The sequence below is a fragment of the Streptomyces soli genome (assembly GCF_003999195.1).
GTDB lineage: Bacteria > Actinomycetota > Actinomycetes > Streptomycetales > Streptomycetaceae > Actinacidiphila > Actinacidiphila soli.
In genome coordinates, this window is record NZ_RJVR01000274.1 from 19241 (window position 1) to 43016 (window position 23776).

Genomic DNA, 23776 nt, shown 5'->3' on the forward strand with positions numbered 1-23776 from the left:
TACGGGAGCGTAGCCGCCACCCGCCCTCCGTACGGGCCGCAGTGAAGACAGGTCCTATTCGCCCTATTTTCTCATGCGAGCGGAAGACACAGCGGAATAGGCAGAAGCGCCCTTCCCGGAGGAAGAACGCTTCGTGGAGGTGCGCCGTCAGGGACTTGAACCCCGAACCCGCTGATTAAGAGTCAGCTGCTCTGCCAATTGAGCTAACGGCGCTCACCAACGGGACAATCATACGTGGTCGGAGGGGGTGCTGCTGACCACCACCCCTCCGACCACGTCCCCCTCAGCTCAGCCCGAAGGCCCGGATGATCTCCTGACTCACGCTGTCGCCGGCCCCATCCGCGGCGGTGGCTCTCAGCGACACGAACCCCCCTGACGTGCGCGGAGTCCGGATGTCGGCGGTCCGGCGCCCGCCGTGCCGGTTGTGCAGCGACACCGGCCGCCAGGTCTTTCCGCCGTCGTACGAGACCGACAGCGTGGCCGTTATCACCTTCGTCACACTGTCCAGCCACTCCTGCGTGGCGGAGGACAGACCGAGGCTCACCCGGCTGCGGCCCGCACATCACCGGCGAGGTCGGTGGCGACGCCGTAGTCGAGCTGCAGGAGCCTGGTGTCCTGCTGCCAGGAGCCGTCCCGCCGAGTGGCGGACCCCGGTCCGCACCCACACCGCGTGGGGCTTCAGCTCCGGCGCGATCCAGAGGCGTCCAGGACAAGGCGGTACGGGAGCGTCTGCGCGGGCTGGTCCCAGACGCCGAAGGCCTGGCCGTCGGACTTCTTCAGCAGGGTGTCCCTCCGCCCAGGCCTGCGGTGCGTTGATCTGCGGCACCGACTCCTCGAGGCTCGCCTCGACCCGGCCGTCCAGCCACAGCTTGGCGATCCCGCTGCCGCCCGGCCGTCGCGTCCTTCCAGAAACTGCGGGCCGCCATCTTGCTCGCCTTCAGCGCCGAGCCCCGGATGCTGGTGAAGCGGCGCTGACGGTGCTCCCGGCGGTCAGCAGCGGCTCCGCCTCGTCCGGCACGACGTACACATCCGCGCCGCTCTGCTGGATCTTCACCCCGTCAGTCGCCCCTCGGGGCGGTCCACGGTGACGAGGTCCCGGGTGCCCGGGCCGTCCGTGAAGTGCACGACGTCCCCGGTGATCAGGGTGAGGTCGTACGTTTCAGCAGTGAGCCGAAAGTGACGACGAACGCTGTGGCGGTCGCCGTCACCAGGACACGACGTCTGGCCCGGAAACGTCTTGCATTACGGGACCTCTGTGGTTGCGCACATGTCAGGCACAGGAGGCGTACCTCCCACGAAAGGGCCCACGCATCACCGGGCCGCGGCGGGAAGCCGCCTTGGCGGCTTCCCGCCGCGGCCCGGTGCCCGCCGGTACGCGGGCATGCTGAGGGGCCCGGCAAGAGGGGGGGAGGATGCCGGGCCCATCAGCGTGGGGGGAGGGGAGTGGTCTTTGGGGTACCTACCAGACGATGTCGCTAGGTGACGCTGTGGCCTGGGACGACGCTGCAGCGGCAGGATGTGCCGAAGCAGCGGACGCGCCGCCAAGAGCCATCAAGGTGGCAGCGGCGAAGCCCGCCAGAATGCGGAGGGCAGTGCGGCGTATCGAAGTCATGACCGACCTGTCCGGGGGTGTGAGCAGGGATGCGACGGATCTGGCTTGCCGGAGCGGCTCCAGGAACCGTACGGCTGACTGAATTCTGTCGGACAACAAGGCAGTGGTCTTCAGATTCCGAGGTCCGGAAACGGACATGGCCCTATGCGGACACATGGGACCGGATGGGACCCGAAGGGTCCATTGTCCAGCTGCGGCGTTTACTCTGAGCGAGCCGGGGTGGACATGATGAGCGCAGGGGGTGCGGAGTGAGCGACGACCTGGTGCGCGGGCGAGCGAGGGAGCTTTATGCGCTGGCGCTCAGCGATGCCGACTGGGTCCCGGAAGAGGTCTGTGTCCGCCTTGGCTGGACCAGTCAGGAACTCGCTGATGCGATAGGCTGGCTCGAGGAACTGGGCCTGGCGGCACCGTTCCCCGGGGTGATCAGTGGCTGGTCGGTTCATTCACCGGCCACCGCCATGGCCCAGATGCTCGAGGCCAGCCGTCGCGGAACCGAGGAGTTGCTGGCCGACGTCAACCGCGCGCACACAGCCCTGGCGCAGGTGGTGACCGAGTTCCAGCCAGTGCACTTCCGGCAGCTCGCCGAGGGCCGGATCGAGGTCGCGGTCCAGCCGGCCCAGATCGCGTCCATCCTGGACGAGGCCTCCCGTAGTTCCCGGGTCGAAATCCTCTCGATGCACCCAGGGCGTCCGCTCCCCGCGGAGCGGCTCACCGCCGGCGACGCACGCAACCGCGAGACATTGCAGCGTGGGGTGGCGATGCGTTCGATTCAGCTCGCCACGTCGGCGGCGGTCCCCTATATGCGCGCGCACCTCAGGCAACTGGTGCGCGACGGCGCCGAGGTGCGCACCGCCACAACGCTTCCGATGCGGCTGATCGTCATTGACCACAATGTGGCCGTTGTGCCCTCCTTTGACTCGGACACAACGTCGGGCGATGAAGCCGCGCCTCCCGCCATGGTGCTCCGCAGCCCCGCGATGGTGGCGGTGCTCCGCCAGTTCTTCGAACACTTCTGGGCCACGTCCTCCGACTTGGTCTCCGACGAGGGTGGAGCAACGGTCGCCGGGACCCGCCACCGGGAGGTCGTGCGCCTGCTCGCCTCCGGCCTGACGGACGAGGCGATCGCGCGCAAGCTCGGCCTGTCGGACCGTACGGTCCGCCGGATCGTCGCGGAGTTGATGCAGCAGATAGGCGCCGAGAGCCGTTTCCAGGCCGGGGTGAAGATGGTGCGGCTGGGGTGGCTGGACGATGATCTGGGGCCGTTCGAGGACGTGGTCGGGAACACCCCCGCAGGTCAGGTAGGATCTTCTCTGTCGGTGAGCGCCGCTAGCTCAACTGGCAGAGCAGCTGACTCTTAATCAGCGGGTTGGGGGTTCAAGTCCCTCGCGGCGCACAAACGTAGGAAGGGCCCCTCACTCCGGTGAGGGGCCCTTCCTCATTTGCTCGCGCGGCTCGTGCGGCTCGTGCGTGCGAAAAGCGTCAGAAGGCCAGCGACAGCAGCACCGGCGCCGCCCGCTCGTTGAGCGTGTCGGCTGCCGGGCGCAGGCGGTGCGCCTCGGTGACCGGAAGCGAGAGCGCGAGGCAGCCGACAGTCTTGCCGACGGTGATGGGGATGGCGGCGCAGACCGTGCCCACCGCGTACTCCTGGAGATCCAGGGTCGGCGAGGAGGCCGGCTGGCTCTCCAGCTTGGTGAGGAGCACCTTCTCGCTGATGGTCGTACGGGATGTGAGCCGTACGACCTTGTGCCGGGAGAGGTGGTCGCGGCGGCCGTCGTGGTCGAGCTGGGTGAGCAGGCACTTGCCGACCGCGCTGGCGTGGGCGGCGGAGCGGAAGTCGACCCACTCGTTCACCTTCGGCGCGTTCGGGCTGTCGGCGAAGTCGACGATCTTGACCTCGCCCTCGTCGTAACGGCTGAAGTAGACCGCCGCGCCCACCTCGTCGCGGAGCGCCATCAGCACGCTCTTGATCTTGTCGCCGAGCGCCTTGTCCCGGCTGGCGCTGCCGAGCAGGACGAGCGACTCCCCGACCGCGTACCCACCGCCCGGCAGTGAGTGCAGATAGCGCTCCCGCTTGAGCATGGTCAGGACCTGGGTGAGATATTCGATCGGCACGCCGATTTCACGGGCGAGCTGTTGGGCGGTGACGCCGTGCCGATGGCTGTCGACGGCTTCCAGTACGCGCAGTGCGTACTGGACCGCGTAGACCGGCGCGATCTGTCCGTGCTCAAGCGCCACGGTGTCCCCCTACAGGTGTGACCGTTTGCGTCCTTGCTGTAGCTGCTGGTCACGGTCGCCGAACGCGGCGGACCGGGCCCGGCAGCAGGGCCGGAATCAACGATAGCCCGGATAGGCTTTCAGGTAGAGCGAGTTGGGGACTTAAGTGGGGCCCTCCAGGCGTATATGCAGGAACGCGCCACACTGGCATATGCCCATGGCACGGACCAATCTCATTCAGAGCACCGCGCCGAGGAAATCCCGGGTCCTTTCGTGCTCGGGTTCGCTGAACATCCGCTCCGGGGGCCCGGACTCGATCACCCGGCCGCCGTCGAACATCAGGACCCGGTCGGAGATGTCCCGGGCGAAGCCCATCTCGTGCGTGACACACAGCATGGTGATGTCGGTGGCCTGGGCGATGTCCCGCAGTACGTCCAGGACGCCCTGCACCAGTTCGGGGTCGAGGGCGGAGGTGACCTCGTCCAGCAACAGGATGTCGGGCCGCATCGCCAGGGCGCGGGCGATCGCGACGCGTTGCTGCTGGCCGCCGGAGAGCCGGGTGGGGTGTACGTCGGCCTTGTCGGCCAGGCCCACCAGGTCGAGGAGGTCGCGTGCGCGCTCGGCGGCTTCGTCACGGCTCAGGCCGAGGACCTGGACCGGGGCCTCGGTGATGTTGTCGAGGACCTTCATGTTGGGGAAGAGGTTGAACTGCTGGAAGACCATGCCGATGTGGCGACGGGCGCGGCGGAGCTGCTTCTCGGGCAGCCCGGAGAACGGCTGCCCGTTGACCTGGATGACGCCCTCGGTGACGCGTTCCAGGGTCATCAGCAGCCGCAGGATGGTGGTCTTGCCGGAGCCACTGGGGCCGATGAGGGTGACGCGTTCGCCCTGGCGGACCTCGAAGTCGAGGTGGTCCAGGACGGTGTGGTCGCCGTAGCGCTTGACGACCTGGTCGAAGGTCACGGCGGTCGATACGGGTGACACAGAGGTCTTCCGGGCGGGGTTGTCAGTGAGCAAGGCGCTTCTCCAGCTTCCTCATCAGCATGGACGTCGGGTAACTCGCGATCAGGAAGATCGCCGCTGCGATGGTGAAGGCCTCCATGTACGCGAAGTTGTCGCTGCCGAACTGGTTCGCCTCGTGGACCATCTCGTTCACCGTGATCACCGAGAGGAACGGCGTCTCCTTGAACATCGAGATCACGTAATTCCCCAGCGCCGGAATCACCTTCCGCACCGCCTGCGGCAGCACCACCCCCCACCACGTACGGATCGGCGGCAGGGACAGCGCGACCGCCGCCTCCCACTGCCCCCTGGGCACGGCGTCGATGCCCGCGCGGTACACCTCGGAGGTGTACATCGCGTAGTGGAGGCCGAGCACCACGATGCCGATGGTCAGCGGATCGAGCCCGGGGGCCAGCACCCAGACCGCGAAGAGCTGGATCATCACCGGCGTGGAGCGTACGAACTCCACCACCGCGCGCAGCGGGAGCCGCACCCAGCGGGTCGGCGCACGGCCCAGGACCGCGATCACCAGCCCGAGGACGATCGCGACCAGCGAGCCGAGGGCGGTGGCCAGGAGGGTGATGCCGAAACCGTGAAGGATGAGCGGCAGGCCCTCGCGTGCGGTGTGCCAGTCCCACATCAGGCACGCCCTTGTCCGAGGCGGGCCTTGCCCAGGGCCTCGAGGCCGTTCATGCAGAGCGTCAGCGCGTAGGCGAGGACGAAGTAGATGACCAGCAGGACGAGATACGCGGCCTTGGTGTCACCGGTCGCCGAGCGCAACTGGTCCATCTGGAAGGTGATGTCGGAGACCGTGATCAGCGACAGCAGGGGAGTGGACTTCAGCAACTGGATCAGGAGGTTGTTGAACGGCGGGATCATCTGCGGCCACGCCTGCGGCAGGATCACCTTCCGCATCCGCTGCCACGGCGTCATGTTGAGCGCCACCGTCGCCTCCCACTGCGCGCGCGGCACCGCGGCCAGCGCACCCCGTACGACCTCCGAGCCGTACGCCCCGTAGTTGAGCCCGAAGGCCAGCACCGCGCAGGCCAGCGGCACGAGCTTGAAGCCGAGGATGGGCAGCGCGAAGAACAGCCAGAAGAGCTGTACGTACAGAGAGGTGCCCCGGAAGAACTCGACCACGGCCCGCGCCAGCCCGCGTACGAGGAGGTGGCGGGAGCGCGCGGCCAGCCCGAGGACGAAGGAGAGGACCAGGGCGAGGAGCGCGCCCAGGAGAGTGGCCAGGACGGTGATCTGAATGCCGTCCCAGATGCTGGGCAGGGACCGGACGAAAGCGGTGAGGAAGCTCATGCGCTCACGCCTTGCACAGCTCGGCCGTCCTGAGGGAGGCAGGCGGGACCTCGGCCTTGGTGAAGCCGTACCTGCCGATCAGCGAGGTGTAGCGGGCCGGATCGGCGGTGATCTTCTTGAGCTGGGTGTTGAAGGCGTCCCGGAGGGAGTCGGTGTCCTTGCGGAAGACCGCGCCACCCGGGCTGTACTGCTTCGTTCCGTGCAGGACCGGCAGGAAGGGGTCCAGGACCTGCACGTCGGCGCCGCTGTTGGTCTTCGCCAGCCAGCGCAGCGAGATGCTGGTCAGCGCGAAGGCGTCGATCCGCCCGGCGACCAGGGCGTCCAGCCCGTCCTGCTGCTTGGCCAGCGCCCTGACCTTCGCGCCGGGGACGCCCGCCGCGGTCGCGTAGTCCGCCTCGACGGCCGCCGTCAGCACACCGACGGTGCTGCCCTTGGCGGCAGCCGACTTCAGGTCGGTGAGCTGCTTCGGGTTGCCCTTGCGCACCATCAGCGCGGTCGGCGAAACGAACTCCGGCTCCGAGAAGATCACCTTCGCGCAGCGGTCCGGGGTGATCGCCATCCCCGCGCTGACCACGTCGAACCGGTCGGCCGCCAAGCCGGGTATGAGCGAGCTGAAATCGGTGAGCGTGGGCCGCAGTTCCGGCACGCCGAGCGCCTTGAAGATCTCCTTGTGCAGGGTCGGCGCCTCGCCCGCGAGCGTGTTGCCGTCCTTGAAGCCGTACGGTGCCTCGCCGGCGAAACCGACCCGTACGTACCCCTGCTTTCGTAGCTTCGCGAGAAGATCGGAATCCCCCGTCGGGGCACCGGTCCCCACTTCCGTGCGGCTGCAGCCGGTGGCCGCTGCCACGGCCGCTGCGGCGAGGAATCCCCTGCGGGAGAGCGTCGACATAAACCAGTCCTCCGGTGGTGCGGTTCGCGTACGAGGGCCGCTCCTACCCCGGCGCCCCGGGGCCATTCATGCGAATCTGGAGGGTGGGAATGTCCGCGACAGGCAGGGAGCTGCCATGAGCGACTTGAGTGACAAGCGTGAGCAACTGGTCGTCGAACGCGTGCCCAAGGGGCTGCTGATCGGCGGAAAGTGGCGCCCGGCGAGCGGTGGCCGCGAGTACGAGGTCGAGGATCCCTCAACCGCCCAGCCGCTGTGCGCCGTGCCGGACGCCGGGGCCGAGGACGCCCACGCCGCGATGGACGCGGCCGCCGGCGCCCAGGCCGCGTGGGCCGCCACCGCCCCGCGCGAGCGCGGCGAGATCCTGCGCAACGCCTTCGAACTGATCGTCGAGCGGCAGGACGACCTCGCCGTGCTGATGACCCTGGAAATGGGCAAGCCGGTCGCCGAATCGCGCTCGGAGATCCTTTACGCCGCCGAGTTCTTCCGCTGGTTCGCGGAGGAGGCCGTCCGTATCGACGGCGGCTGGAAGACCGCCCCCGACGGCAACGGCCGCATCTGGGTCATGCGGCAGCCGGTCGGGCCCGCGCTGCTGATCACTCCGTGGAACTTCCCCACGGCCATGGGCACGCGCAAGATCGGCCCGGCGGTGGCCGCCGGCTGCACGATGATCGTCAAGCCCGCCCACCAGACCCCGCTGTCCATGCTGGCCCTCGCCGAGATCCTCGGCCAGGCCGGGCTCCCGGACGGCGTCCTCAGCGTCCTCACCACCACCCGGCCGGGGGATGTGTGCGGGCCGCTGCTGTCGGACGAGCGGCTGCGCAAGCTCTCCTTCACCGGGTCCACGCAGGTCGGGCGCAAGCTCATCGAGCAGAGCGCGGGCAACGTTCTGCGTACGTCCATGGAGCTCGGCGGCAATGCCCCGCTCATCGTCTGCGAGGACGCGGACCTGGAACGGGCCGTCGAGGGCGCCGCCATCGCGAAGATGCGCAACATCGGGGAAGCCTGCACCGCGGCCAACCGCATGTACGTCCACGCCTCGGTCGCCGAGGCCTTCACCGGGCGCCTCGCCGAAAAGCTCGGCTCCATGGTCGTGGGCCGCGGCTCCGAGGACGGCGTCCAGGTCGGCCCCCTCATCGACGAGGCCGGTCGCTCCAAGGTCGACGAACTCGTGCGCGACGCCGTCGCCGCGGGCGCCCGGGTCGTCATCGGCGGCGCGCCGCTCCACGACCGGCCCGGGTACTTCTACCCGCCGACCGTCCTCGCCGACGTCCCGCTCAGCGCGCGGCTCCTCAAGGAGGAGATCTTCGGGCCAGTCGCCCCCGTCGTCACCTTCGACAACGACGACCAGGCGATCGCCCTCGCCAACGACACCGTCTTCGGCCTCGTCGCCTACGTCTTCACGGAGAGCCTCCGGCGTGGCGTCCGCTACGCGGAGTCCCTCGAGGCCGGCATGGTCGGCCTCAACAAAGGCGTCGTCTCCACCCCCGCCGCCCCCTTCGGCGGCGTCAAACAATCCGGCCTCGGCCGGGAGGGCGGCACCGTCGGCATCGACGAATACCTCGAGCTCAAATACGTCGCCCTCGACGTCTGACGGGCGCGATTCTTCGACGCCGCCCTCGAACTGCTCGGCCCGGGCCTCCCAGGCTTCGGGACGGCTGCGGCGGACTCCGCCCGCCGTGCCGGGGCTGCCGGCCCGGGGGCTGGGTTTGTTTCCCCACCCCGCCCCTTCCCGAAACCGGGCTCCGGACCCGCTGGGGGCTCCGGCCCCCAGACCCTCCCCCAGCTTGGCGGCTGGGTGGGGGAGGCCGGCACAACCCGGCCACGGCCCCGCAGCCAACGGCGCACCCGCCCGGCGCCCCGGACCGACGGGCGGAGCCCGTGAGGCCCCCGGGGGCCGATCGGCGCGAGCGCGGCGTCAAAAAGGGGAATAAGCGGAGAATGGCTCCGGTTCGCTTTGGGTGCAGGAGAACGAACCTGAGGAGGAACCCCGAGTGGGCAACGACACCACGCCGCCGACGCTGTCCGTGCTGGACCTGGCGCAGGTGGGAAGCGGGCTGACGGCGAGCGACGCGCTACGCGCGAGCGTAGAGCTGGCGAGGTTGGCGGAGAGGCGGGGGTTTCGCCGGTATTGGGTGGCGGAGCATCATTCGATGCCGGGGGTGGCGAGCTCGTCACCGGCGGTGATCCTGGGGCATATCGCGGCGCATACGGAGCGGATCCGGCTCGGCTCGGGCGGGGTGATGCTGCCGAATCACGCGCCGCTGGTGATCGCGGAGCAGTTCGGCACGCTGGAGGCACTGGCGCCGGGGCGGATCGACCTGGGTCTGGGGCGGGCGCCGGGGACGGACGGGGCGACGGCGGCGGCGCTGCGGCGCAGTGACCGGGCGGAGGGGGCGGAGGACTTCCCGCAGCAGCTGGCGGAGCTGACACGGTTCCTGGACGACGACTTCCCGCAGGGGCACCCGTACAGCCGTATTCACGCGGTGCCGGGCCCGATCCAGGGCAGCGTGCCCGGCGGGGTGCAGAGCTCGGCGCGGCCGGCGATCTGGCTTCTGGGGTCGAGTGGCTTCAGCGCGCGCCTCGCGGGGGTGCTGGGCCTGCCGTTCGCCTTCGCGCATCACTTCAGCGCGGTGAACACGATCCCCGCGCTGGACCTCTACCGCGAGTCGTTCCGCCCCTCCGACGTGCTGGCGGAGCCGTACGCGCTGATCGGCGTATCGGCGCTGGCCGCCGACGAGGAGAAGGACGCCCGCCGCCAGGTGCTGAGCGGGGCGGTGGCGATGCTGCGGCTGCGCACCGGGCGGCCGGGGCTGATCCCTTCGCCGGAGGAGGCGGAGGCGTACGAATTCAGCCCCGCGGAGCAGGAGTTCGTGGAGTCGTGGATGGCGAATGTCGTCCATGGGACGCCCGACGCCGTACGGGAGGGTCTGGACGCTCTCGCGGCCCGCACCGGCGCCGATGAGCTGATGCTGACGGCCAACGGGCATACGCCGCAGGCCCGGCTGCGCTCCTATGAGTTGATTGCGGACGCGTACGGCCTCGGCTCCGCCGGTTAAAGCCTCGTTCCCCGGCCGGGAGTGGTTCGTTCGCCCCTGGACCGAGGCAAAGCCGCTCGTCACACCCGTGGCGAGCGGCTTTGTGCTGCCGGGCGGAGCCTGGCGCGGCAAATTGGTCTAGTCCTGATTTTGGTACAGACCATTGACCTGCCCATGATCGCGGCGCTATTCATGCAACGACCCCCTGCTTCTCCCGCTTCCCCCCACCGGAGGGCCGTGTGCAGTTCATCAGGTTCAGCCATAGACCCATAGTCGCGGCATTCGCCAGCGCCGCCCTGGCCATCGGCGCGTTCACCGGGCTGGCGAGCGTTGGCCCGGACACGGCCGAGGCCGCCACCTCCACCGGCGGTGTCAACATCGCGTACTACGACCAGTGGAGCACCTACGGCAACGCCTTCTACCCCAAGCAGCTGGACACCCGGGGCATCGCGGGTAAGCTCGACGTCCTCAACTACTCGTTCGCGAACATCGACCCGACGAACCTCACCTGCCTCGAGGGCGTCGACAAGGCCGCCTCGCAGGACGAGACCAACGCGAGCGCGGGCGACGGAGCCGGTGACGCCTACGCGGACTACGGGAAGAGCTACGCGGCCGCTGACAGCGTCGACGGGGTCGCCGACACCTGGAACCAGCCGCTGGTCGGCAACTTCAACCAGCTGAAGAAGCTCAAGGCGAAGTACCCGAACCTGAAGATCAACATCTCCATCGGCGGCTGGACGTACTCCAAGTACTTCTCGGACGTCGCCGCCAGCGCCACATCGCGCACGAAGTTCGTCACCTCCTGCATCGACACCTTCATCAAGGGCAACCTGCCGGTCGCCAACGGCTTCGGCGGCACCGGCTCCGCCGCCGGCCTCTTCGACGGCATCGACATCGACTGGGAGTACCCCGGCTCCGCCGGCGGCCACACCGGCAACCACTACAGCACCGCCGACAAGGCCAACTTCACGCTCCTGCTTGCCGAGTTCAGGAAGCAGCTCGACGCGTACGGCTCCGCCAACGGCCGCAAGATGCTCCTCACCGCCGCCCTCCCGGCCGGTGGGGACAAGATCGCGAACCTCGAGACCAGCAAGATCGGCTCCTACCTCGACTACGCGAACCTCATGACGTACGACATGAACGGCGCCTGGGCCACCACCGGCCCGACCTACCACCAGTCGCCGCTCTACGCCTCGGCGGGCGACCCGACGACCACGAAGTACAACATCGACGCCGCCGTCACCGCCTACACGAACGGCGGCCTGTCGCCATCCAAGATGACGCTGGGCTATGAGCTCTACTACCGCGGCTGGACCGGCGTCTCGGCGGGCAGCAACCACGGCCTCGCCCAGTCCGCGACCGGCGCCGCCCCGGCAAGAAGCCTCAGCGCGACCGCCGGCATCGCCTACTACAAGGAACTCACCGGCCTTGTCGACAACCCGAGTTACACCTACTGGGACGACACGGCCAAGGCCTCGTACTTCTACAACGGCACCGAGTTCTGGACCGGCCTGAACGCCAAGTCCATCCAGGCGCGGGCTGATTACGCCCACTGCCACGGGCTCGGCGGCGCGATGATGTACTCCCTGCTGGACCTGGACACCGGCACGACCCTGCTCAACGCGATCACTACGGCCGTCCACGGCTCCGCGTCCAGCTGCTCCGGCTCGACGCCCACGCCGACGGCGACCCCCACCCCCACGCCGACGGCGACCCCCACTCCCACTCCGACGCCCACCCCGACGCCGACGCCCACCGGCGGCACCTGCGCCACCGCCTGGAGCAGCTCGGCCATCTACGTCGCGGGCAACCACGTCTCCTACGCCGGCCACAACTGGAACGCCAAGTGGTGGACTCAGAACGAGGTTCCCGGCACCACCGGTGAATGGGGCGTCTGGCAGGACCTGGGGGCCTGCGGCTAGCGATCCCGCCGCAGCGCCGCGATGCGTTCGGCTGCGACCGGGCGGGAGTACAACCATCCCTGGCCCGTGTCGCAGCCGATGCGGCGTAGTCGCTCGGCCTGTTCCGCGTTCTCGACGCACTCCGCCGTCACGGTCAGGCCGAGCCGGTGCGCGAGCTGGACCAGGGCTTCCACGATCGTCTCGTCGGCCGGATTCGGGTGCTGGTCGGCCCGGAAGCCGTGGACGAAGGAGCCGTCGAGCTTGAGCGTGGAGACCGGGAGGCGGCTGAGGTAGGCCAGGTTGGAGTAGCCGGTGCCGAAATCGTCGATCGCGATCCGTACGCCCATCTCGTGCAGGGCGTGCAGTGCCTGCAGGGGGCGCCCGGCGGAGCCCATCACGGCGGACTCGGTGAGTTCGAGCTGGAGCAGTTCGGGCGGGAGGCCGGTGTCGTCGAGGATCTCGGCGACATCGGCGACCAGGTCGGAGTCCCAGACCTGGCGGACGGCCACGTTGACGCTCACGAACAGCGGGTCGTCGGGGTAGTCCTTCTGCCACTGCCGGGCCTGGCGGCACGATTCGGCAAGGACCCAGCGCCCGAGCTGGACGATGGAACCGTTCTCCTCCGCAAGGGAGATGAACCGATTCGGCCCGAGCAGTCCGAAGTGCGGATGGTGCCACCGTACGAGTGCTTCGACGCCCCGTACGCTCCCGCTGCCCATGGCCACGAGCGGCTGGTACTCCAGCACGAACTCCCCGCGTTCCACGGCCTGTCGCAGGGTGCTGGACAGGGCTTGCCGGGTCATCCGGTGGGCGTTGCGCTCGGGGTCGAAGAGCGTCCAGCGGGCCTTGCCGTCGGCCTTGGCCCAGTAGAGGGTCGTGTCGGCGGCCTGCATGACGCCGGTGGCCGTGGTCCCGGAGGCCTCGCGCTCGACGACGCCGATGCTGGCGGAGACAGTGAGCCGCTGCCCGGAGAGGTCGAACGGGCGCTGCAGGGCGGCGAGTACGGATTCGGCCAGTGCGGTGGCCTGGCCGGTGCCGGTGGAACCCTCGACCAGGATGGCGAACTCGTCGCCGCCGAGCCGGGCCACGAGGTGCCGGCCGCGTCCGAGCCGGGCCGCGCAGTCGTCCAGCCGGCCGGCGACGGCGGCCAGCAGCCGGTCGCCGGTGCGGTGGCCGAGGGTGTCGTTGATGGCCTTGAAGCCGTCCAGGTCCAGGTAGCACAGACCGACCCGGCCGGTCCCCTCGCCGGCCCGTTCCAGGGCGGCGGCCAGCCGTTCGAAGAACAGCGCGCGGTTGGGGAGCTTGGTCACGGGGTCGTGCATCCGCAGGTGCCGTAGTTGCTCGCGCAGTTCGTGCCGCTCGCCGAGGTCCTCGACGGACAGCAGCACATTCCCGCCGGCCGCCCCCGACACCCGCGTGACAATCACCTCGGCCCGCACCATGCGCCCGTCCCGGGTGCGTACGGGACGCGTGCAGCGCAGCTGCTCGCTCCGGCCGTCCAGGACGTCGGCGTACTCGGCCCTGAGCCGTTCGTCGCCGGAGATCCCGGTCAGCTCGGCAGCGGCCAGGGCGGTGAGCCGCACCGGGTCGGCGCCGAGGAGCGCGCCGAGCGCCGGGTTGGCCTCCAGGACACGGCCGTCGCGGCCGACCAGGGCCATCGGCAGCCGGGCGATGGCGAAGGCAGCGCGGTAGTCGCGGGCCTCGGTCCCGCCGGTCCTTTCCGGGGCCGTAGCGTTACGGTGAGTGACGGTCGGCGTCGGCATTTCGGGGCCCACTCCAGGGCTGCCCATAGGTCCGCCCATAGCTGCTCCCGTATCACAAGTCGTCTCGTACGCCTGGCCGTCGAGGGAACGAATGACCGCCCAAGAGGCGGTATTCATACCGGAAATGCGCCGATCATAGAGGCTCGAGGATTGCCGGGACCACCGCCGTAGTGGTGATTCTCGGCACGTGAGATTTCGTACGATCGGATTCGCGCCCAATTCTGAATCCAATGGGCATTCTTCGGTGCTCATTACGTACCGTAGTGATCGGAGGGTGATCAGAGAGTAACCCGGCCGGAGCAACACAGCAGGGCAAACCGCCGCGAACCATAGCAACGTGATGTGGGTGTCCCGACTCCGTCCGGGAGGTCCACGTGCGACGACCAGGCGTACCCATACGTGCGCATCGGCTTCCTCGGCGTGTCGTGCGCGCGGCGGCAGCGGCGGCGAGCGTCTTCGCCGCCGTCGTGGCATGGACCCTGGTCATGGGCCCGGCCACCGCCTCATCCGGCAGCCCCTGCGCGCTCACCCACACCGCGGTGCACCACTCCGAGGGTGTCAACAGCTGGGACTCCGTCTATCCGCGCCCCCGCAAGGATCTCGACGCGGTGATGGTCTTCCTCTCCTTCCCGGACTCCACGCCCCGGATGAGCACCGGCCAGGTGATGGCCGACCACTTCCCCGCGACCACCCGCTTCTTCGAGCGCGCCTCCTACGGCCGGTTCCGGCTGCGGGTGCACCCCGTAGAGCGCTGGCTGGCCATGCCGCAGGTCTCGACCTCGTACGGGATAAGCCGGGACTGGAACGACGCCGACCGCAGCCGCTATCTGCATGACGCCGTCGCGGCGGCGGACGGCGCCGTGGACTTCACGAAGTACGCGCTCGTCTACCTGGTCGCCGACCCGGACGCGCCCGGCGTCGACGCCGACGCCACCAAGGTCGTCAACCTCGCCTCGCCCATCCACGCCGACGGAGTGGCCCTGCGGCGGCTGGTCACGGTCTTCGAACACCACCCGGCCGACCGCAATGTGCTGGCCCACGAGACCGGCCACGCCTTCGACCTGCCCGACCTCTACTACCGGCCGCCCGCCGGCAGCACCGCCGACTGGGACACCCACGTCGGCGACTGGGACCTCATGGGCAACCAGTTCGGCCTCGCCCCCGACCCCTTCGCCTGGCACAAATGGCGCCTCGGCTGGCTCGGCGCGGACCAGGTGCACTGCGTGTCCCGGTCCGGCACCAGCTGGCACGAACTGAGCCCCTCGGAGGTGCCGGGCGGCGGCACCAAGCTGCTCGTCGTCCCGACCGGCGCAGACTCCGTCCTCGCCATCGAGGCGCGCGGCAGCCAGGGCAACGACGGGCTCGCCTGCACGCACGGGGTGCTGCTCTACCGCGTGCGGTCCGACGTCGGCTCCGGCGAAGGCCCGATCGATGTCCTCGACGCCCACCCGCGCACCGAGGCCTGCCTCAACACCTCCGTCTTCCCGCCACTGGCGGACGCGCCGCTCGGCCTCGGCGAGACCTTCTCGTACGACGGCTACGCCGGCCCCGGCAGCACGATCCGGGTCACCGTCACCGACCATGCGCCCGACGGCGCGTGGACCGTCAAGGTCACGGTCGGCGGCTAGCCGTGCCCCGGCGCAAAGTGGCCGCCCTGGCGGCCGTCACCCTCGTGGCGACCGGCGGCCTGAACGGCGTCGGGGCCGGCAAACCCGCTGCCGCCCCGCCACCGGTCACCCGGCCGTGCGCGCTGCGGGCCACGCCGGGCACCTCGATGTCGGAGGGGTTCACCGACGGGCGGGACCGGGAGTACGCCCGGTCCACCGGGGTCGTACGCGCGCTGACGCTGATGGTGGACTTCCCCGACGCCCCGGCCCCGTACAGCGCCCGCGAGCGGTACGGGGAGTTCTTCCCGGCCGTCCGCGACTGGTTCGCGAGGGCCGGCTACGGCCGGCTGCGGTACGAGTCCACGCCCGTGCTGCACTACATACGCATGCCGCGCCCCTTCTCCTCGTACGGAATAGGACGGCGCGGCTACGGATGGGGCGCGCACACCGCGATGATGCGGGACCTGCTGCGCTCCGCCGACCGGGACGTCGACTTCCGGGGCTACGACCTCGTCAACATCCTGGTCACCCCCAACGCGGGCCCGCCCGCCGACGAAGCGGTCCTCTCCGTCACCTGGACCGGGGCGTCGGCCGCCACCACCGACGAGGGCGCCCGGCTCTCCCGGGTGTCGGTCATATACGGCCACGACCAGTCCGGCGCCCGCGTCCTCAGCCACGAGAACGGCCACGTCTTCGGACTGCCCGACCTCTACGCCGCCGACGACTTCCCCCGCACCGACACCCTCGCCGGCCAGTGGGACAGCATGTCCCTCGACTGGGGCCTGCAGGGCGACCTCTTCGCCTGGCACAAATGGCGCCTCGGCTGGCTGCTCGACTCCCAGGTCGCCTGCCTGCGGCCCGGTCCGCGCGAGCAGACCTACGCGCTCAGCCCGATAGAGACCCGCGGTGGACGCAAGGCCGTCGTCGTGCCCTTCGGCCGCACCCGCGCCTACGTGCTCGAGGCCCGGACCGCCCGCGGCAACGACGGCCGGGCCTGCCGCGAGGGCGTCCTCGTCTACGAGGTGCGTACGGACGTCAGCACCGGACAGGGCCCGATCACCGTCCGGGACGCCCACCCGGGCACCGGCGCCTGCGACTTCAGCAGCGGCTCCTTCAACTCTCTCAACGACGCGCCCTTCCGCACCGGGGAGCGCTTCCGGGCCCCGGACGCCGGACTCACGGTGGAGGTGCTGGGCCGGGACGCGGCGGGCGGCTGGAGGGTGCGGGTGCGCCGCGACTCCTGAAACGCCCGGGGCCTGTGAATTGCCTTTCAATAGACGGATGTTGACTCGTCCGGCGCCAAGTGGGTATGCCAGGTAGATACGCGCAGCGCCGTGAGTGGGGGCCGCCATGTCCGATGTCCAACCGGGATTCGTCGTTGCCGAGAGACTGGTCGGCGCCATCACGGTGGTCGAGCTGCACGGTGAGCTGGACATCGTCGCTAAGACCCGGATCACGGACCGCCTCGAATCCCTCGCCCGTGCCCCGCGTCCCGACCTGGTCCTCGACCTGCGCCAGGTCACCTTCATCGACTGCTGCGGCCTGTCCATCCTCTGCCGGGTCCGCTCCCGCGCCGCACGGAGCGGCGGCCGGCTGCGCCTCGTCAGCTGCGCCCCCGCCTTCCGGCGGCTGCTGCGGCTGACCTCGCTGACCGGCGACTTCGAGCTCTTCGACGACCTCACGTCGGCGATCGCCCAGCAGCCGAACGACGCGATCGTCTGACCCGCTGAGCTCGGCTGATCCGCAAACGACTCAGGGCGTTCTTCCCGAAAGAAGAACGCCCTGGTCAACGGCTTTGTCCACCGTGAGTGCGCCGCGAGGGACTTGAACCCCCAACCCGCTGATTAAGAGTCAGCTGCTCTGCCAGTTGAGCTAGCGGCGCTCGCTGACGTCGTACACCTTAGCATCCGGCCCCGGCTGGCGAAAAATCTGTTTCCGCCTCGGCCCGGACGGCCCGGACGCACGCCCACAGCAGCACGTCGGGCCCCGGCAGCCAGGGGCGGCGGGTGTCGGGGGCGACGATCCAGCGGGAGCGTTCGGCGCCCTGGAGCGGGGGTATGGTCACCGCGTCCCCGGCGCCGTGGCACATCAGCGGCGGCACACGGGGGCCCCATTCCTCCCAGGTCAGCAGAGAGGGCAGCCGCTGGGCCGAGCCCGGGGCGACAAGCAGCAGCACCCGGCCGCGGTGGAGGGCGGCGGGGCCGGAGCCGGGGCCCGACGCCCAGAGCTGTTCGAGGACGCGGCGTCCGAAGAGCGCGGGCAGGTTCACGACGTCGAAGGCCGTCCCGCAGGGCAGCACGCTCGGCGCCGTGGGGCGTGCCGACCAGAGCGCCTGGACGCTGCGGGGGAAGGCGCTGGCGGAGGCCAGCCAGGCGGCGCCTTCGGGGGTGACGTACTCGGTGTGGTGCGGATCGGAGTCGGTTCTGTCACCGGGCCATGTGTGCCACTGCCAATCACTCATGACATATACGACTACCGGGTGTGAGGGAGTCGTCACTGTGAATCGGACGAATACGGTACACGGCGGTCGAGAGGCGGGTATCTTGACCCGAACGCATATGCCAGAGGTGGGTTTCCGGTGGCTTGCACGCCGGGGAGCAGCTTTACGCCTTGGCTTTCAGGCCCGGACCCCTACGACTGGGACGGGCCGCCGTCGCGCAGCAGGCTCTGGCCGAACTCCACCATCTTTCGGGCGTAGTCCTCGGTCCACCCGGCCCGCTCGCCGATCATCGCCGGGGTCAGCCGGTCGAACCGCTTGGGGTCCGCGAGCTGCGCCGCCGCTATGGCCTGGTACTCGCTCGCCCGGTCCGCCGCCGCGCGGAAGGCCAGCGCCAGCTCCGTCGACCGGGCCAGCAGCTGCCGGGGGTCGTCCATCGACTCCAGGTTGAAGAAGTGCTCCTCGTCCTCGACGGTCGCGGCAGGCTCGAAGAGCAGCTGCGCCGGTTTCATCCTGCGGTCGGCACGGTCGGCACGGTCGGCACGGTCGGCACGGTCGGCACGGTCGGCACGGTCGGCACGGTCGGCACGGTCGGCACGGTCGGCACGGTCGGCACGGTCGGCGCGGTCGGCGCGGTCGGCGCGGTCGCCGGTGGCGCCTTGAGCCGTGTGCGGCTCGGACATGTACGTACCTCCAGGTTCGTCAGCGCCTTCCATTGTCCAGCCCCGCGCAAGTAGGCGGAAAGCACTGCTCGGACAGGCAATGTCACCGCGGGATGCAAGACTCTCCCGGGTGAGCAATACGCGGGATCTTCGGGAGCGGCTGGCCGGGCTACGGGGCCCGGCGGTGCCGCCGCGCGCGATGGACGCGCGGGCCCTGGCAGCCCTGGCGGCGAACCCCGGCTGCCGGCGGCGCGCGCTGCTGGACGCGGCGGGCGTCGACAAGGGCGCGGTGGCACAGGCGCTGGGCAATCCGGCGCCGTTCGGGCAGTCGCAGTTCGCCTTCGCGCGCGGGCACGCCTTCGAGGCACGGGTGAAGGCGGACGGCTACGCCGAGCTGCTGCGCCTGCTGCATGCCGAAGGCGGCGACGTGGCGCTGCCCGAGCTGACGGCGCCCGGCCCTGAGGGCCGCGTGGCCCGCACCACGATGGCGCTGGAGGAAGCGACCGCGACAGACCGTTGGGCGCTGCTGGACCACCCCCTCCTGAAGCTGGAGGTGGCGGGCTCGCCGGCGTACCTGGAGCCGGACGCGGTCGCCGTGCGGCCGGACGGCACATGGACGGTCGTCGAGATCAAGTCCTTCCCGATACTGGACGGTTCGGCCGACTCGGTGAAGGTCGGCGCGGCCGCGCGGCAGGCCGCCGTGTACGTGCTGGCGCTGGAAGGGCTCGGGGTCGGCGGTGCGCGGCCCTCCCACGACGTGCTGCTCGTCTGTCCGAAGGACTTCTCTAACCTGCCGACCGCCCAGCTCGTCGACGTACGCAAGCAACTGTCCGTGACCCGGCGGCAGTTGTCCCGGCTGACCCGGATCGAGGAGATCGCCGCCGCGCTTCCCGAGGGCACGACCTTCGACCCGGGGGCCGGCCAGGACACGCTGTACGAGGCCGTGAACGCAGTTCCGGCGGCGTACGCCCCGGAGTGCCTGGCCGCGTGCGAACTGGCCTTCCACTGCCGGGACCGGGCTCGCGCCTGCGGCTCCGTGGAGATGCTGGGCCGAGGCGTGCGGGGCGAACTGGGCTCCCTCACCACGGTCGAGCAGGTGCTGGCGGCCGCCCTCGGCACGGACGGTGACCCGGCCGACCCGGCGGTGGAGGCGCTGCGCCGGGCAGCGGCGCTCCGTGCCGAGGCCATCGAGGGGGCCCTGGAATGTCGCTGATCACCACACTGGCCCGGGCCGAGGCCGTGGCGACGGGACGGGCCACGCCGCTGGCCACGGTCCGGCACCGCTACCTCTCCGAACGGCCGCTCGTCCTCGTCCCGCTGACCACGGCCGGCGAGGTCGGCGCACCGCTGGGGGCCCTGGTCGGCACCGTACGGGAGGAGCCCCGGCTGCTGGTGGTGCCGCAGCCACGCGACCGCGACCTGCGCTTCGCCTTCCTGTCGGAGCTGGCGCAGGTGGTGCTCCCGTACGTCGAGGGATACGCCGACGAGGTCGAGGTCGAGCCGGCGACCCGCAACCGTGTGGGGGCACCTCCCAGCCGCCAGGCTGGGGGAGAGTCCGAGGTCTGTGCCGACGCCCCGCAGCTGATCGTGCCGAATTCGGCGGCCGCCGATTACGTCCGGCTGCTCGGCCGCTCCACCCGCTTCCGCCGCACCGCCGAGGAGGACCCCGAGACGCCCTTCCCGGTGCCGGCCCGGGTGCCCCTGCTCGGGCGGTGGCTGACGCATTACGGCGAGCGGGCCCGTACTCCCGGCTCGTCGCTGCTGCTGGCGATGACCGAGCTGCTCACCCGGCACTGGGCGACCGGCCAGAGCGATCTGGAGGACCAGCACCTGGGCGCCCTGCTGGCCTGGATCGACCTCCCCCTGTCTTCGCCGGTGGGGGTCCCCCCGGCGAAGCCAGGGGGAGGACCCCCACCTCCGGGCCTGAGCGGGGCGGCCGCCGCCCGCCGCGCCGAGTCCGGGCGCGGTGCGGACGGCCTGCTGTTCTTCCCGCCCGCCGGGCCCGCCACGGACCCGGTGTTCGACAACACGGTGCTGGCCCCGGCGATGAAGCGTTACGACGCCGGGCTGACCGGCGCCGAGCAGCGGATACGGGATCTGGTCGCTTCCCAGCTGCGCCCGACCTGGGACGCCGTATGGCACGGCCTCGACCTGCTGCGGGCGCTCGGCGAGGGGGGCCGGGTCGAGGAGCGCTGGAAGCGGGACCGCTGGTCGTACACCGGCCACCGGGACCGGGTCCGGGCCGGGGAGCCGCCGCAGCCGCGCCGGGACAACGCCGTGGCGGCGGCGCAGAAGCTGGCCGGGCGCGAGACGGCGCAGGCGCGCCTCGCCGCGGCGGAGGCGCTGGACGACCCGCTGGTGATGGCGGGGCGGCGGCTGGCCGGCGAGGCCTTCGCGGGCGAGGTCGCGGAGGTGGAGATGGCGTACAGCGAGGGGAAGATCCCCAAGCCGCGCCCGCTGGTGACCGTCCTGACCGGAGACCGCCCGCATCTCGACCCCGACGGCAAGGTGTTCCGCGCGCTGCCGGAAGGCAAGACGCAGCAGGGGCAGTTCGTGGAGTGGGCCGGGCCCGGCGCGGCTGTCGTACGGCTGGTCAACGGCATGGGGCGCGGCAGGGAGCCCGAGCCCGCGTCGGTCCCGGAGAAGGGCGACCGGGTCTGCTGGACTCTCTTCGAGCACTCCCCGCGTGGCGGGGCGGAGCTGCCGGACCCGGAGGACACGCCGTGGACGCACGGCGGCCCGCCGCAGGCTCCCGGCGAGGCAAGTCTGGACACCGTGAACGCCATGAACAGCCTGGACAGCCCCGATCCCGTGACCGCGGAGGATTACCTGTGACGACCGCCGCCGGCGAGGCCGCCGCCGCAGCCACCGAGCGCATCCTCCACGACACGCTGTACGGCACGGCGCGCGGCGTCGTCGTGGACTCGCCGCCCGGCGCCGGCAAGTCGACCCTCGTGGTGCGCGCGGCCCGCGAACTGGTCGCGGCCGGCGAGTCGCTGATGGTGGTCGCCCAGACCAACGCCCAGGTCGACGACCTCGCCGACCGGCTCGCCACCGCCGACCCCGAGCTGCCGATCGGGCGGCTGCACGGCAGCGACTCGCTCCCGGACCCGGTGCTGGACGGCCATCCGTCGGTCATGAAGTCCACCAAGGCCGGGGACCTGGCCCAGCAGAAGGTGGTGGTCGCGACCGCCGCGAAGTGGGCCTTCGTGAAGGACGTCGAGCCGTGGCGGCACGCCATCGTCGACGAGGCGTACCAGATGCGCTCGGACGCGTTGCTGCAGGTCGCCGGGCTGTTCGAGCGCGCGCTGTTCGTCGGCGACCCCGGCCAGCTCGACCCGTTCAGCGTCGTGGGTGCCGACCAGTGGGCGGGGCTCAGCTACGACCCGTCTGCCAGCGCGGTCGTGACCCTGCTCGCCCACAACCCCGGCCTTCCGCAGCACCGGCTGCCCGTCTCCTGGCGGCTCCCCGCCTCGGCGGCTCCGCTGGTCTCCGACGCCTTCTATCCGTACACGCCCTTTCGCAGCGGCACCGGGCCCGAGGACCGCCGCCTGTATTTCGGCGTCCCGTCGGACGGTTCTGGCCCCGACCGGGTCCTGGACGAGGCCGCCGCCTCCGGCTGGGGGCTGCTGGAGCTTCCGGCCCGCCACACCCCGCGTACGGACCCGGAGGCGGTACGGGCCGTCGCCCTCGTCGTACGCCGCCTCCTCGACCGGGGCGGCGTCGCTGTCTCCGAGCGCGGTACGTCGCCGCTCACCGCCGACCGCGTTGCCGTCGGCACCGCCCACCGCGACCAGGCGGCGGCGGTGCGGGCGGCTCTGGCCGAGGTGGGGGTGAGCGGGGTCGCGGTGGACACCGCGAACCGGCTCCAGGGGCGGGAGTTCGACGTCACCGTCGTCCTGCACCCGCTGTCCGGGCGGCCCGATGCGACGGCCTTCCACCTGGAGACCGGCCGCCTGTGCGTCCTGGCCTCGCGGCACCGGCATGCCTGCATCGTGGTGTGCCGGGCGGGGGTGGCCGAGCTGCTGGACGAGCATCCGTCGACCGAGCCTGTGCAGCTCGGGGTGACGGTGAAGTTCCCGGACGGCTGGGAGGCGAACCACGCGGTGCTGGCGCATCTGGCCGAGCACGCGGTGCGCTGGCGACCCTAGGCCAAGGCTTTACGCCTTTCGGTCGGACGTTTCAGGCCCTGTGCCTCAGGATCTGCACGTCGGCCGGGTCCGCAGGGGCGATGTCGCGCGAGCTGGCGACCACCACGGACGGGGAGCCGGAGCGTGCGGAACGGCGGCTCCGCAGCGCGTCGTGGGCGAGGTCGACGCGCCGGAGCGCCGGCCGGGTGAGGGTGTAACCGATGCCCATGACGAGGGCGCCGGCCACTGCGTCCAGCAGGTAGTGGTTGGCGGTGCCCATGACGACGAGGGTGGTGCCCACGGGGTATAGGACGCCGAGCGCCCGCACCAGCGGCGTACGCCCGTAACGCCAGAGAATGATGCCGCACCACAGGGACCAGCCCACATGGAGGCTGGGCATGGCCGCGTACTGGTTGGTGAGACCGCCGAGCCCGCGCGGGGCGCTCCCGTCGTCGCCCCACCAGCCGTACGAGCCGTACTGGGCCATGGTGTCGATGAAGCCGTCCGCGGAGGAGAGCAGCCGCGGCGGGGCGGTGGGCATGAGGGTGAAGCCGATGAGCCCGATGAGGGTGGCGATCACGAGCCAGGTGCGGGCGAACCGGTAGGCCGTCGGGCGGCGCCGCCAGAGCCAGATCAGCACGATCGGGGTGACCAGATAGTGCAGGGAGGCGTACCAGAAGTCGGCCGGGAGGCCGAGCGCCCGGTACTGGGTGAAGAGGGTGTTGAGCCACCGCTCGGGGTCGACGTCGAGGGCCTCCTCGAGATGCAGGATGTCGATGCCGTGGGCGAGGGCGTCGTCCACGTCGCCGCGTACGAGCAGGCGGCCCGTGCTGTAGAGACCGTAGACCACCGCGATGAGCGGTAGCTCGGTCCACCAGCGGAGCTGGCCCCGGTACGCCGAGGCGCGAGGCGCGGTGGCGGTGATCGTCATGCGACCGTTTTCCCCGTTCTTCCTGAGTGGAAGGTGATCGACGGTGTCATAGGCTCTACCGTACGCCGTACGGTAGAGGACCGCTCAACCGCCCCGGTTATTCCTGGCAACCCACCGTTGGTGCCAAGTTCAACAAGCTGTGGGCTTGGGCATGTGAGCAGGAGGACGCCCGGGGCATTGCCCGGGTTGCTCCCGGAAGCGAGAGAATCGAGGGAGGAACGCCCCGCCAGAACAGCGTCCCCGGCCCCACTGTCCAACCGCCACACGTCCCCGTATCGACCGGAC

General features: G+C 70.6%; 21 protein-coding genes and 3 tRNA genes. 11 read left to right on the plus strand and 13 right to left on the minus strand.

The window, feature by feature from the left end:
* Positions 1 to 140: 140 nt before the first annotated feature.
* From EFK10_RS29745 to EFK10_RS51060, 3 genes are all read right to left on the minus strand, one after another.
* A tRNA-Lys gene (locus EFK10_RS29745) sits at positions 141 to 213 on the minus strand.
* A 70-nt stretch (positions 214 to 283) separates the two neighbouring features.
* Positions 284 to 499 carry a hypothetical protein gene (locus EFK10_RS29750; RefSeq protein WP_127358750.1) on the minus strand — a complete coding sequence of 72 codons (216 nt, stop codon included), beginning with the start codon at positions 497 to 499 and terminating at the stop codon, positions 284 to 286.
* A 1556-nt stretch (positions 500 to 2055) separates the two neighbouring features.
* Positions 2056 to 2622: a hypothetical protein gene (locus EFK10_RS51060; protein ID WP_240677554.1), complete on the minus strand. Its 567-nt coding sequence runs from the start codon at positions 2620 to 2622 to the stop codon at positions 2056 to 2058.
* Here EFK10_RS51060 and EFK10_RS51065 point away from each other — a divergent pair.
* Together EFK10_RS51065 and EFK10_RS29760 are read left to right on the plus strand one after the other, a co-directional pair.
* On the plus strand, positions 2590 to 2970 hold the full coding sequence (locus EFK10_RS51065) for a helix-turn-helix domain-containing protein (protein WP_240677556.1): 381 nt from the start codon (positions 2590 to 2592) through the stop codon (positions 2968 to 2970). The genes EFK10_RS51060 and EFK10_RS51065 overlap by 33 nt on opposite strands.
* Positions 2933 to 3005 (plus strand) — tRNA-Lys (locus EFK10_RS29760). The genes EFK10_RS51065 and EFK10_RS29760 overlap by 38 nt, the downstream gene beginning before the upstream one ends.
* 86 nt (positions 3006 to 3091) lie before the next feature.
* On the opposite strand, the gene EFK10_RS29765 is transcribed toward EFK10_RS29760, so the two are convergent.
* The 5 genes from EFK10_RS29765 to ehuB all read right to left on the minus strand — a co-directional run bounded on the left by EFK10_RS29765 (position 3092) and on the right by ehuB (position 7025).
* Positions 3092 to 3847, minus strand: a complete 756-nt coding sequence (locus EFK10_RS29765; protein ID WP_127358751.1) for an IclR family transcriptional regulator — start codon at positions 3845 to 3847, stop codon at positions 3092 to 3094.
* Positions 3848 to 4063: 216 nt separating this feature from the next.
* Positions 4064 to 4843: an ectoine/hydroxyectoine ABC transporter ATP-binding protein EhuA gene (gene ehuA, locus EFK10_RS29770; protein WP_127358752.1), complete on the minus strand. Its 780-nt coding sequence runs from the start codon at positions 4841 to 4843 to the stop codon at positions 4064 to 4066.
* Positions 4833 to 5468 (minus strand): ectoine/hydroxyectoine ABC transporter permease subunit EhuD, encoded by a 636-nt coding sequence (ehuD, locus tag EFK10_RS29775; protein ID WP_127358753.1) that lies wholly within the window; start codon positions 5466 to 5468, stop codon positions 4833 to 4835. The genes ehuA and ehuD overlap by 11 nt, the downstream gene beginning before the upstream one ends.
* Positions 5468 to 6136, minus strand: coding sequence for an ectoine/hydroxyectoine ABC transporter permease subunit EhuC (ehuC, locus tag EFK10_RS29780; RefSeq protein WP_127358754.1), 669 nt, complete (start codon positions 6134 to 6136; stop codon positions 5468 to 5470). The genes ehuD and ehuC overlap by 1 nt, the downstream gene beginning before the upstream one ends.
* Before the next feature lie 4 nt (positions 6137 to 6140).
* Positions 6141 to 7025, minus strand: a complete 885-nt coding sequence (ehuB, locus tag EFK10_RS29785; protein ID WP_127358755.1) for an ectoine/hydroxyectoine ABC transporter substrate-binding protein EhuB — start codon at positions 7023 to 7025, stop codon at positions 6141 to 6143.
* A 115-nt stretch (positions 7026 to 7140) separates the two neighbouring features.
* Between ehuB and EFK10_RS29790 the strand changes: the two genes are divergently transcribed.
* The 3 genes from EFK10_RS29790 (at position 7141) to EFK10_RS29800 (ending at position 11982) form a co-directional block, all read left to right on the plus strand.
* On the plus strand, positions 7141 to 8616 hold the full coding sequence (locus tag EFK10_RS29790) for an NAD-dependent succinate-semialdehyde dehydrogenase (protein ID WP_127358756.1): 1476 nt from the start codon (positions 7141 to 7143) through the stop codon (positions 8614 to 8616).
* A gap of 400 nt (positions 8617 to 9016) precedes the next feature.
* Positions 9017 to 10081: an LLM class flavin-dependent oxidoreductase gene (locus EFK10_RS29795; RefSeq protein ID WP_127358757.1), complete on the plus strand. Its 1065-nt coding sequence runs from the start codon at positions 9017 to 9019 to the stop codon at positions 10079 to 10081.
* A 218-nt stretch (positions 10082 to 10299) separates the two neighbouring features.
* A complete protein-coding gene (locus EFK10_RS29800) occupies positions 10300 to 11982 on the plus strand; it encodes a glycosyl hydrolase family 18 protein (RefSeq protein ID WP_127358758.1) in 1683 nt (560 codons plus the stop codon).
* Here EFK10_RS29800 and EFK10_RS29805 read toward each other — a convergent pair.
* A complete protein-coding gene (locus EFK10_RS29805; protein WP_127358759.1) occupies positions 11979 to 13763 on the minus strand; it encodes a putative bifunctional diguanylate cyclase/phosphodiesterase in 1785 nt (594 codons plus the stop codon). The genes EFK10_RS29800 and EFK10_RS29805 overlap by 4 nt on opposite strands.
* A 386-nt stretch (positions 13764 to 14149) precedes the next feature.
* On the opposite strand from EFK10_RS29805, the gene EFK10_RS29810 reads away from it, so the two are divergent.
* The 3 genes from EFK10_RS29810 to EFK10_RS29820 all read left to right on the plus strand — a co-directional run bounded on the left by EFK10_RS29810 (position 14150) and on the right by EFK10_RS29820 (position 17053).
* Complete coding sequence (locus EFK10_RS29810; protein ID WP_407647171.1) at positions 14150 to 15352, plus strand: M6 family metalloprotease domain-containing protein; 1203 nt, start codon at positions 14150 to 14152, stop codon at positions 15350 to 15352.
* Positions 15353 to 15354: 2 nt separating this feature from the next.
* Entirely contained in the window at positions 15355 to 16575 is a 1221-nt protein-coding gene (locus EFK10_RS29815) for a M6 family metalloprotease domain-containing protein (RefSeq protein ID WP_127358760.1), read from the plus strand.
* Between the two features lie 106 nt (positions 16576 to 16681).
* The gene (locus EFK10_RS29820) at positions 16682 to 17053 is read left to right on the plus strand and encodes an STAS domain-containing protein (RefSeq protein WP_127358761.1); all 372 of its coding nucleotides are present in this window, start codon (positions 16682 to 16684) and stop codon (positions 17051 to 17053) included.
* Positions 17054 to 17140: 87 nt separating this feature from the next.
* Here the strand turns inward: EFK10_RS29820 and EFK10_RS29825 are convergent.
* The 3 genes from EFK10_RS29825 to EFK10_RS29835 form a co-directional block, all read right to left on the minus strand.
* A tRNA-Lys gene (locus EFK10_RS29825) sits at positions 17141 to 17213 on the minus strand.
* An 18-nt stretch (positions 17214 to 17231) separates the two neighbouring features.
* Positions 17232 to 17792, minus strand: coding sequence for a bifunctional DNA primase/polymerase (locus tag EFK10_RS29830; RefSeq protein ID WP_127358762.1), 561 nt, complete (start codon positions 17790 to 17792; stop codon positions 17232 to 17234).
* Between the two features lie 170 nt (positions 17793 to 17962).
* Positions 17963 to 18280: a hypothetical protein gene (locus EFK10_RS29835; protein ID WP_127358763.1), complete on the minus strand. Its 318-nt coding sequence runs from the start codon at positions 18278 to 18280 to the stop codon at positions 17963 to 17965.
* A gap of 250 nt (positions 18281 to 18530) precedes the next feature.
* On the opposite strand from EFK10_RS29835, the gene EFK10_RS29845 reads away from it, so the two are divergent.
* The 3 genes from EFK10_RS29845 to EFK10_RS29855 are packed head-to-tail and all read left to right on the plus strand — an operon-like array spanning position 18531 to position 22581.
* Positions 18531 to 19643, plus strand: a complete 1113-nt coding sequence (locus EFK10_RS29845; RefSeq protein WP_407647172.1) for a hypothetical protein — start codon at positions 18531 to 18533, stop codon at positions 19641 to 19643.
* Positions 19634 to 21265, plus strand: coding sequence for a hypothetical protein (locus tag EFK10_RS29850; protein ID WP_127358765.1), 1632 nt, complete (start codon positions 19634 to 19636; stop codon positions 21263 to 21265). The genes EFK10_RS29845 and EFK10_RS29850 overlap by 10 nt, the downstream gene beginning before the upstream one ends.
* Positions 21262 to 22581, plus strand: coding sequence for an AAA domain-containing protein (locus EFK10_RS29855; RefSeq protein ID WP_127358766.1), 1320 nt, complete (start codon positions 21262 to 21264; stop codon positions 22579 to 22581). Before EFK10_RS29850 ends, EFK10_RS29855 begins: the two co-directional genes overlap by 4 nt.
* 31 nt (positions 22582 to 22612) lie before the next feature.
* On the opposite strand, the gene EFK10_RS29860 is transcribed toward EFK10_RS29855, so the two are convergent.
* Complete coding sequence (locus EFK10_RS29860; RefSeq protein ID WP_127358767.1) at positions 22613 to 23491, minus strand: phosphatase PAP2 family protein; 879 nt, start codon at positions 23489 to 23491, stop codon at positions 22613 to 22615.
* Positions 23492 to 23776: the final 285 nt, after the last annotated feature.

Bases quoted from the DNA above. Each gene is read 5' to 3' on its own strand.
- ehuB (WP_127358755.1), bottom strand. From the start codon at position 7,025: ATGTCGACGCTCTCCCGCAGGGGATTCCTCGCCGCAGCGGCCGTGGCA.
- EFK10_RS29850 (WP_127358765.1), top strand. From the start codon at position 19,634: ATGTCGCTGATCACCACACTGGCCCGGGCCGAGGCCGTGGCGACGGGA.
- EFK10_RS29845 (WP_407647172.1), top strand. From the start codon at position 18,531: ATGTCACCGCGGGATGCAAGACTCTCCCGGGTGAGCAATACGCGGGAT.
- EFK10_RS51065 (WP_240677556.1), top strand. From the start codon at position 2,590: ATGGTGGCGGTGCTCCGCCAGTTCTTCGAACACTTCTGGGCCACGTCC.
- ehuC (WP_127358754.1), bottom strand. From the start codon at position 6,136: ATGAGCTTCCTCACCGCTTTCGTCCGGTCCCTGCCCAGCATCTGGGAC.
- EFK10_RS29790 (WP_127358756.1), top strand. From the start codon at position 7,141: ATGAGCGACTTGAGTGACAAGCGTGAGCAACTGGTCGTCGAACGCGTG.
- EFK10_RS29820 (WP_127358761.1), top strand. From the start codon at position 16,682: ATGTCCGATGTCCAACCGGGATTCGTCGTTGCCGAGAGACTGGTCGGC.
- ehuD (WP_127358753.1), bottom strand. From the start codon at position 5,468: ATGTGGGACTGGCACACCGCACGCGAGGGCCTGCCGCTCATCCTTCAC.
- EFK10_RS29805 (WP_127358759.1), bottom strand. From the start codon at position 13,763: ATGGGCGGACCTATGGGCAGCCCTGGAGTGGGCCCCGAAATGCCGACG.
- EFK10_RS29830 (WP_127358762.1), bottom strand. From the start codon at position 17,792: ATGAGTGATTGGCAGTGGCACACATGGCCCGGTGACAGAACCGACTCC.
- EFK10_RS29860 (WP_127358767.1), bottom strand. From the start codon at position 23,491: ATGACGATCACCGCCACCGCGCCTCGCGCCTCGGCGTACCGGGGCCAG.
- EFK10_RS29835 (WP_127358763.1), bottom strand. From the start codon at position 18,280: ATGAAACCGGCGCAGCTGCTCTTCGAGCCTGCCGCGACCGTCGAGGAC.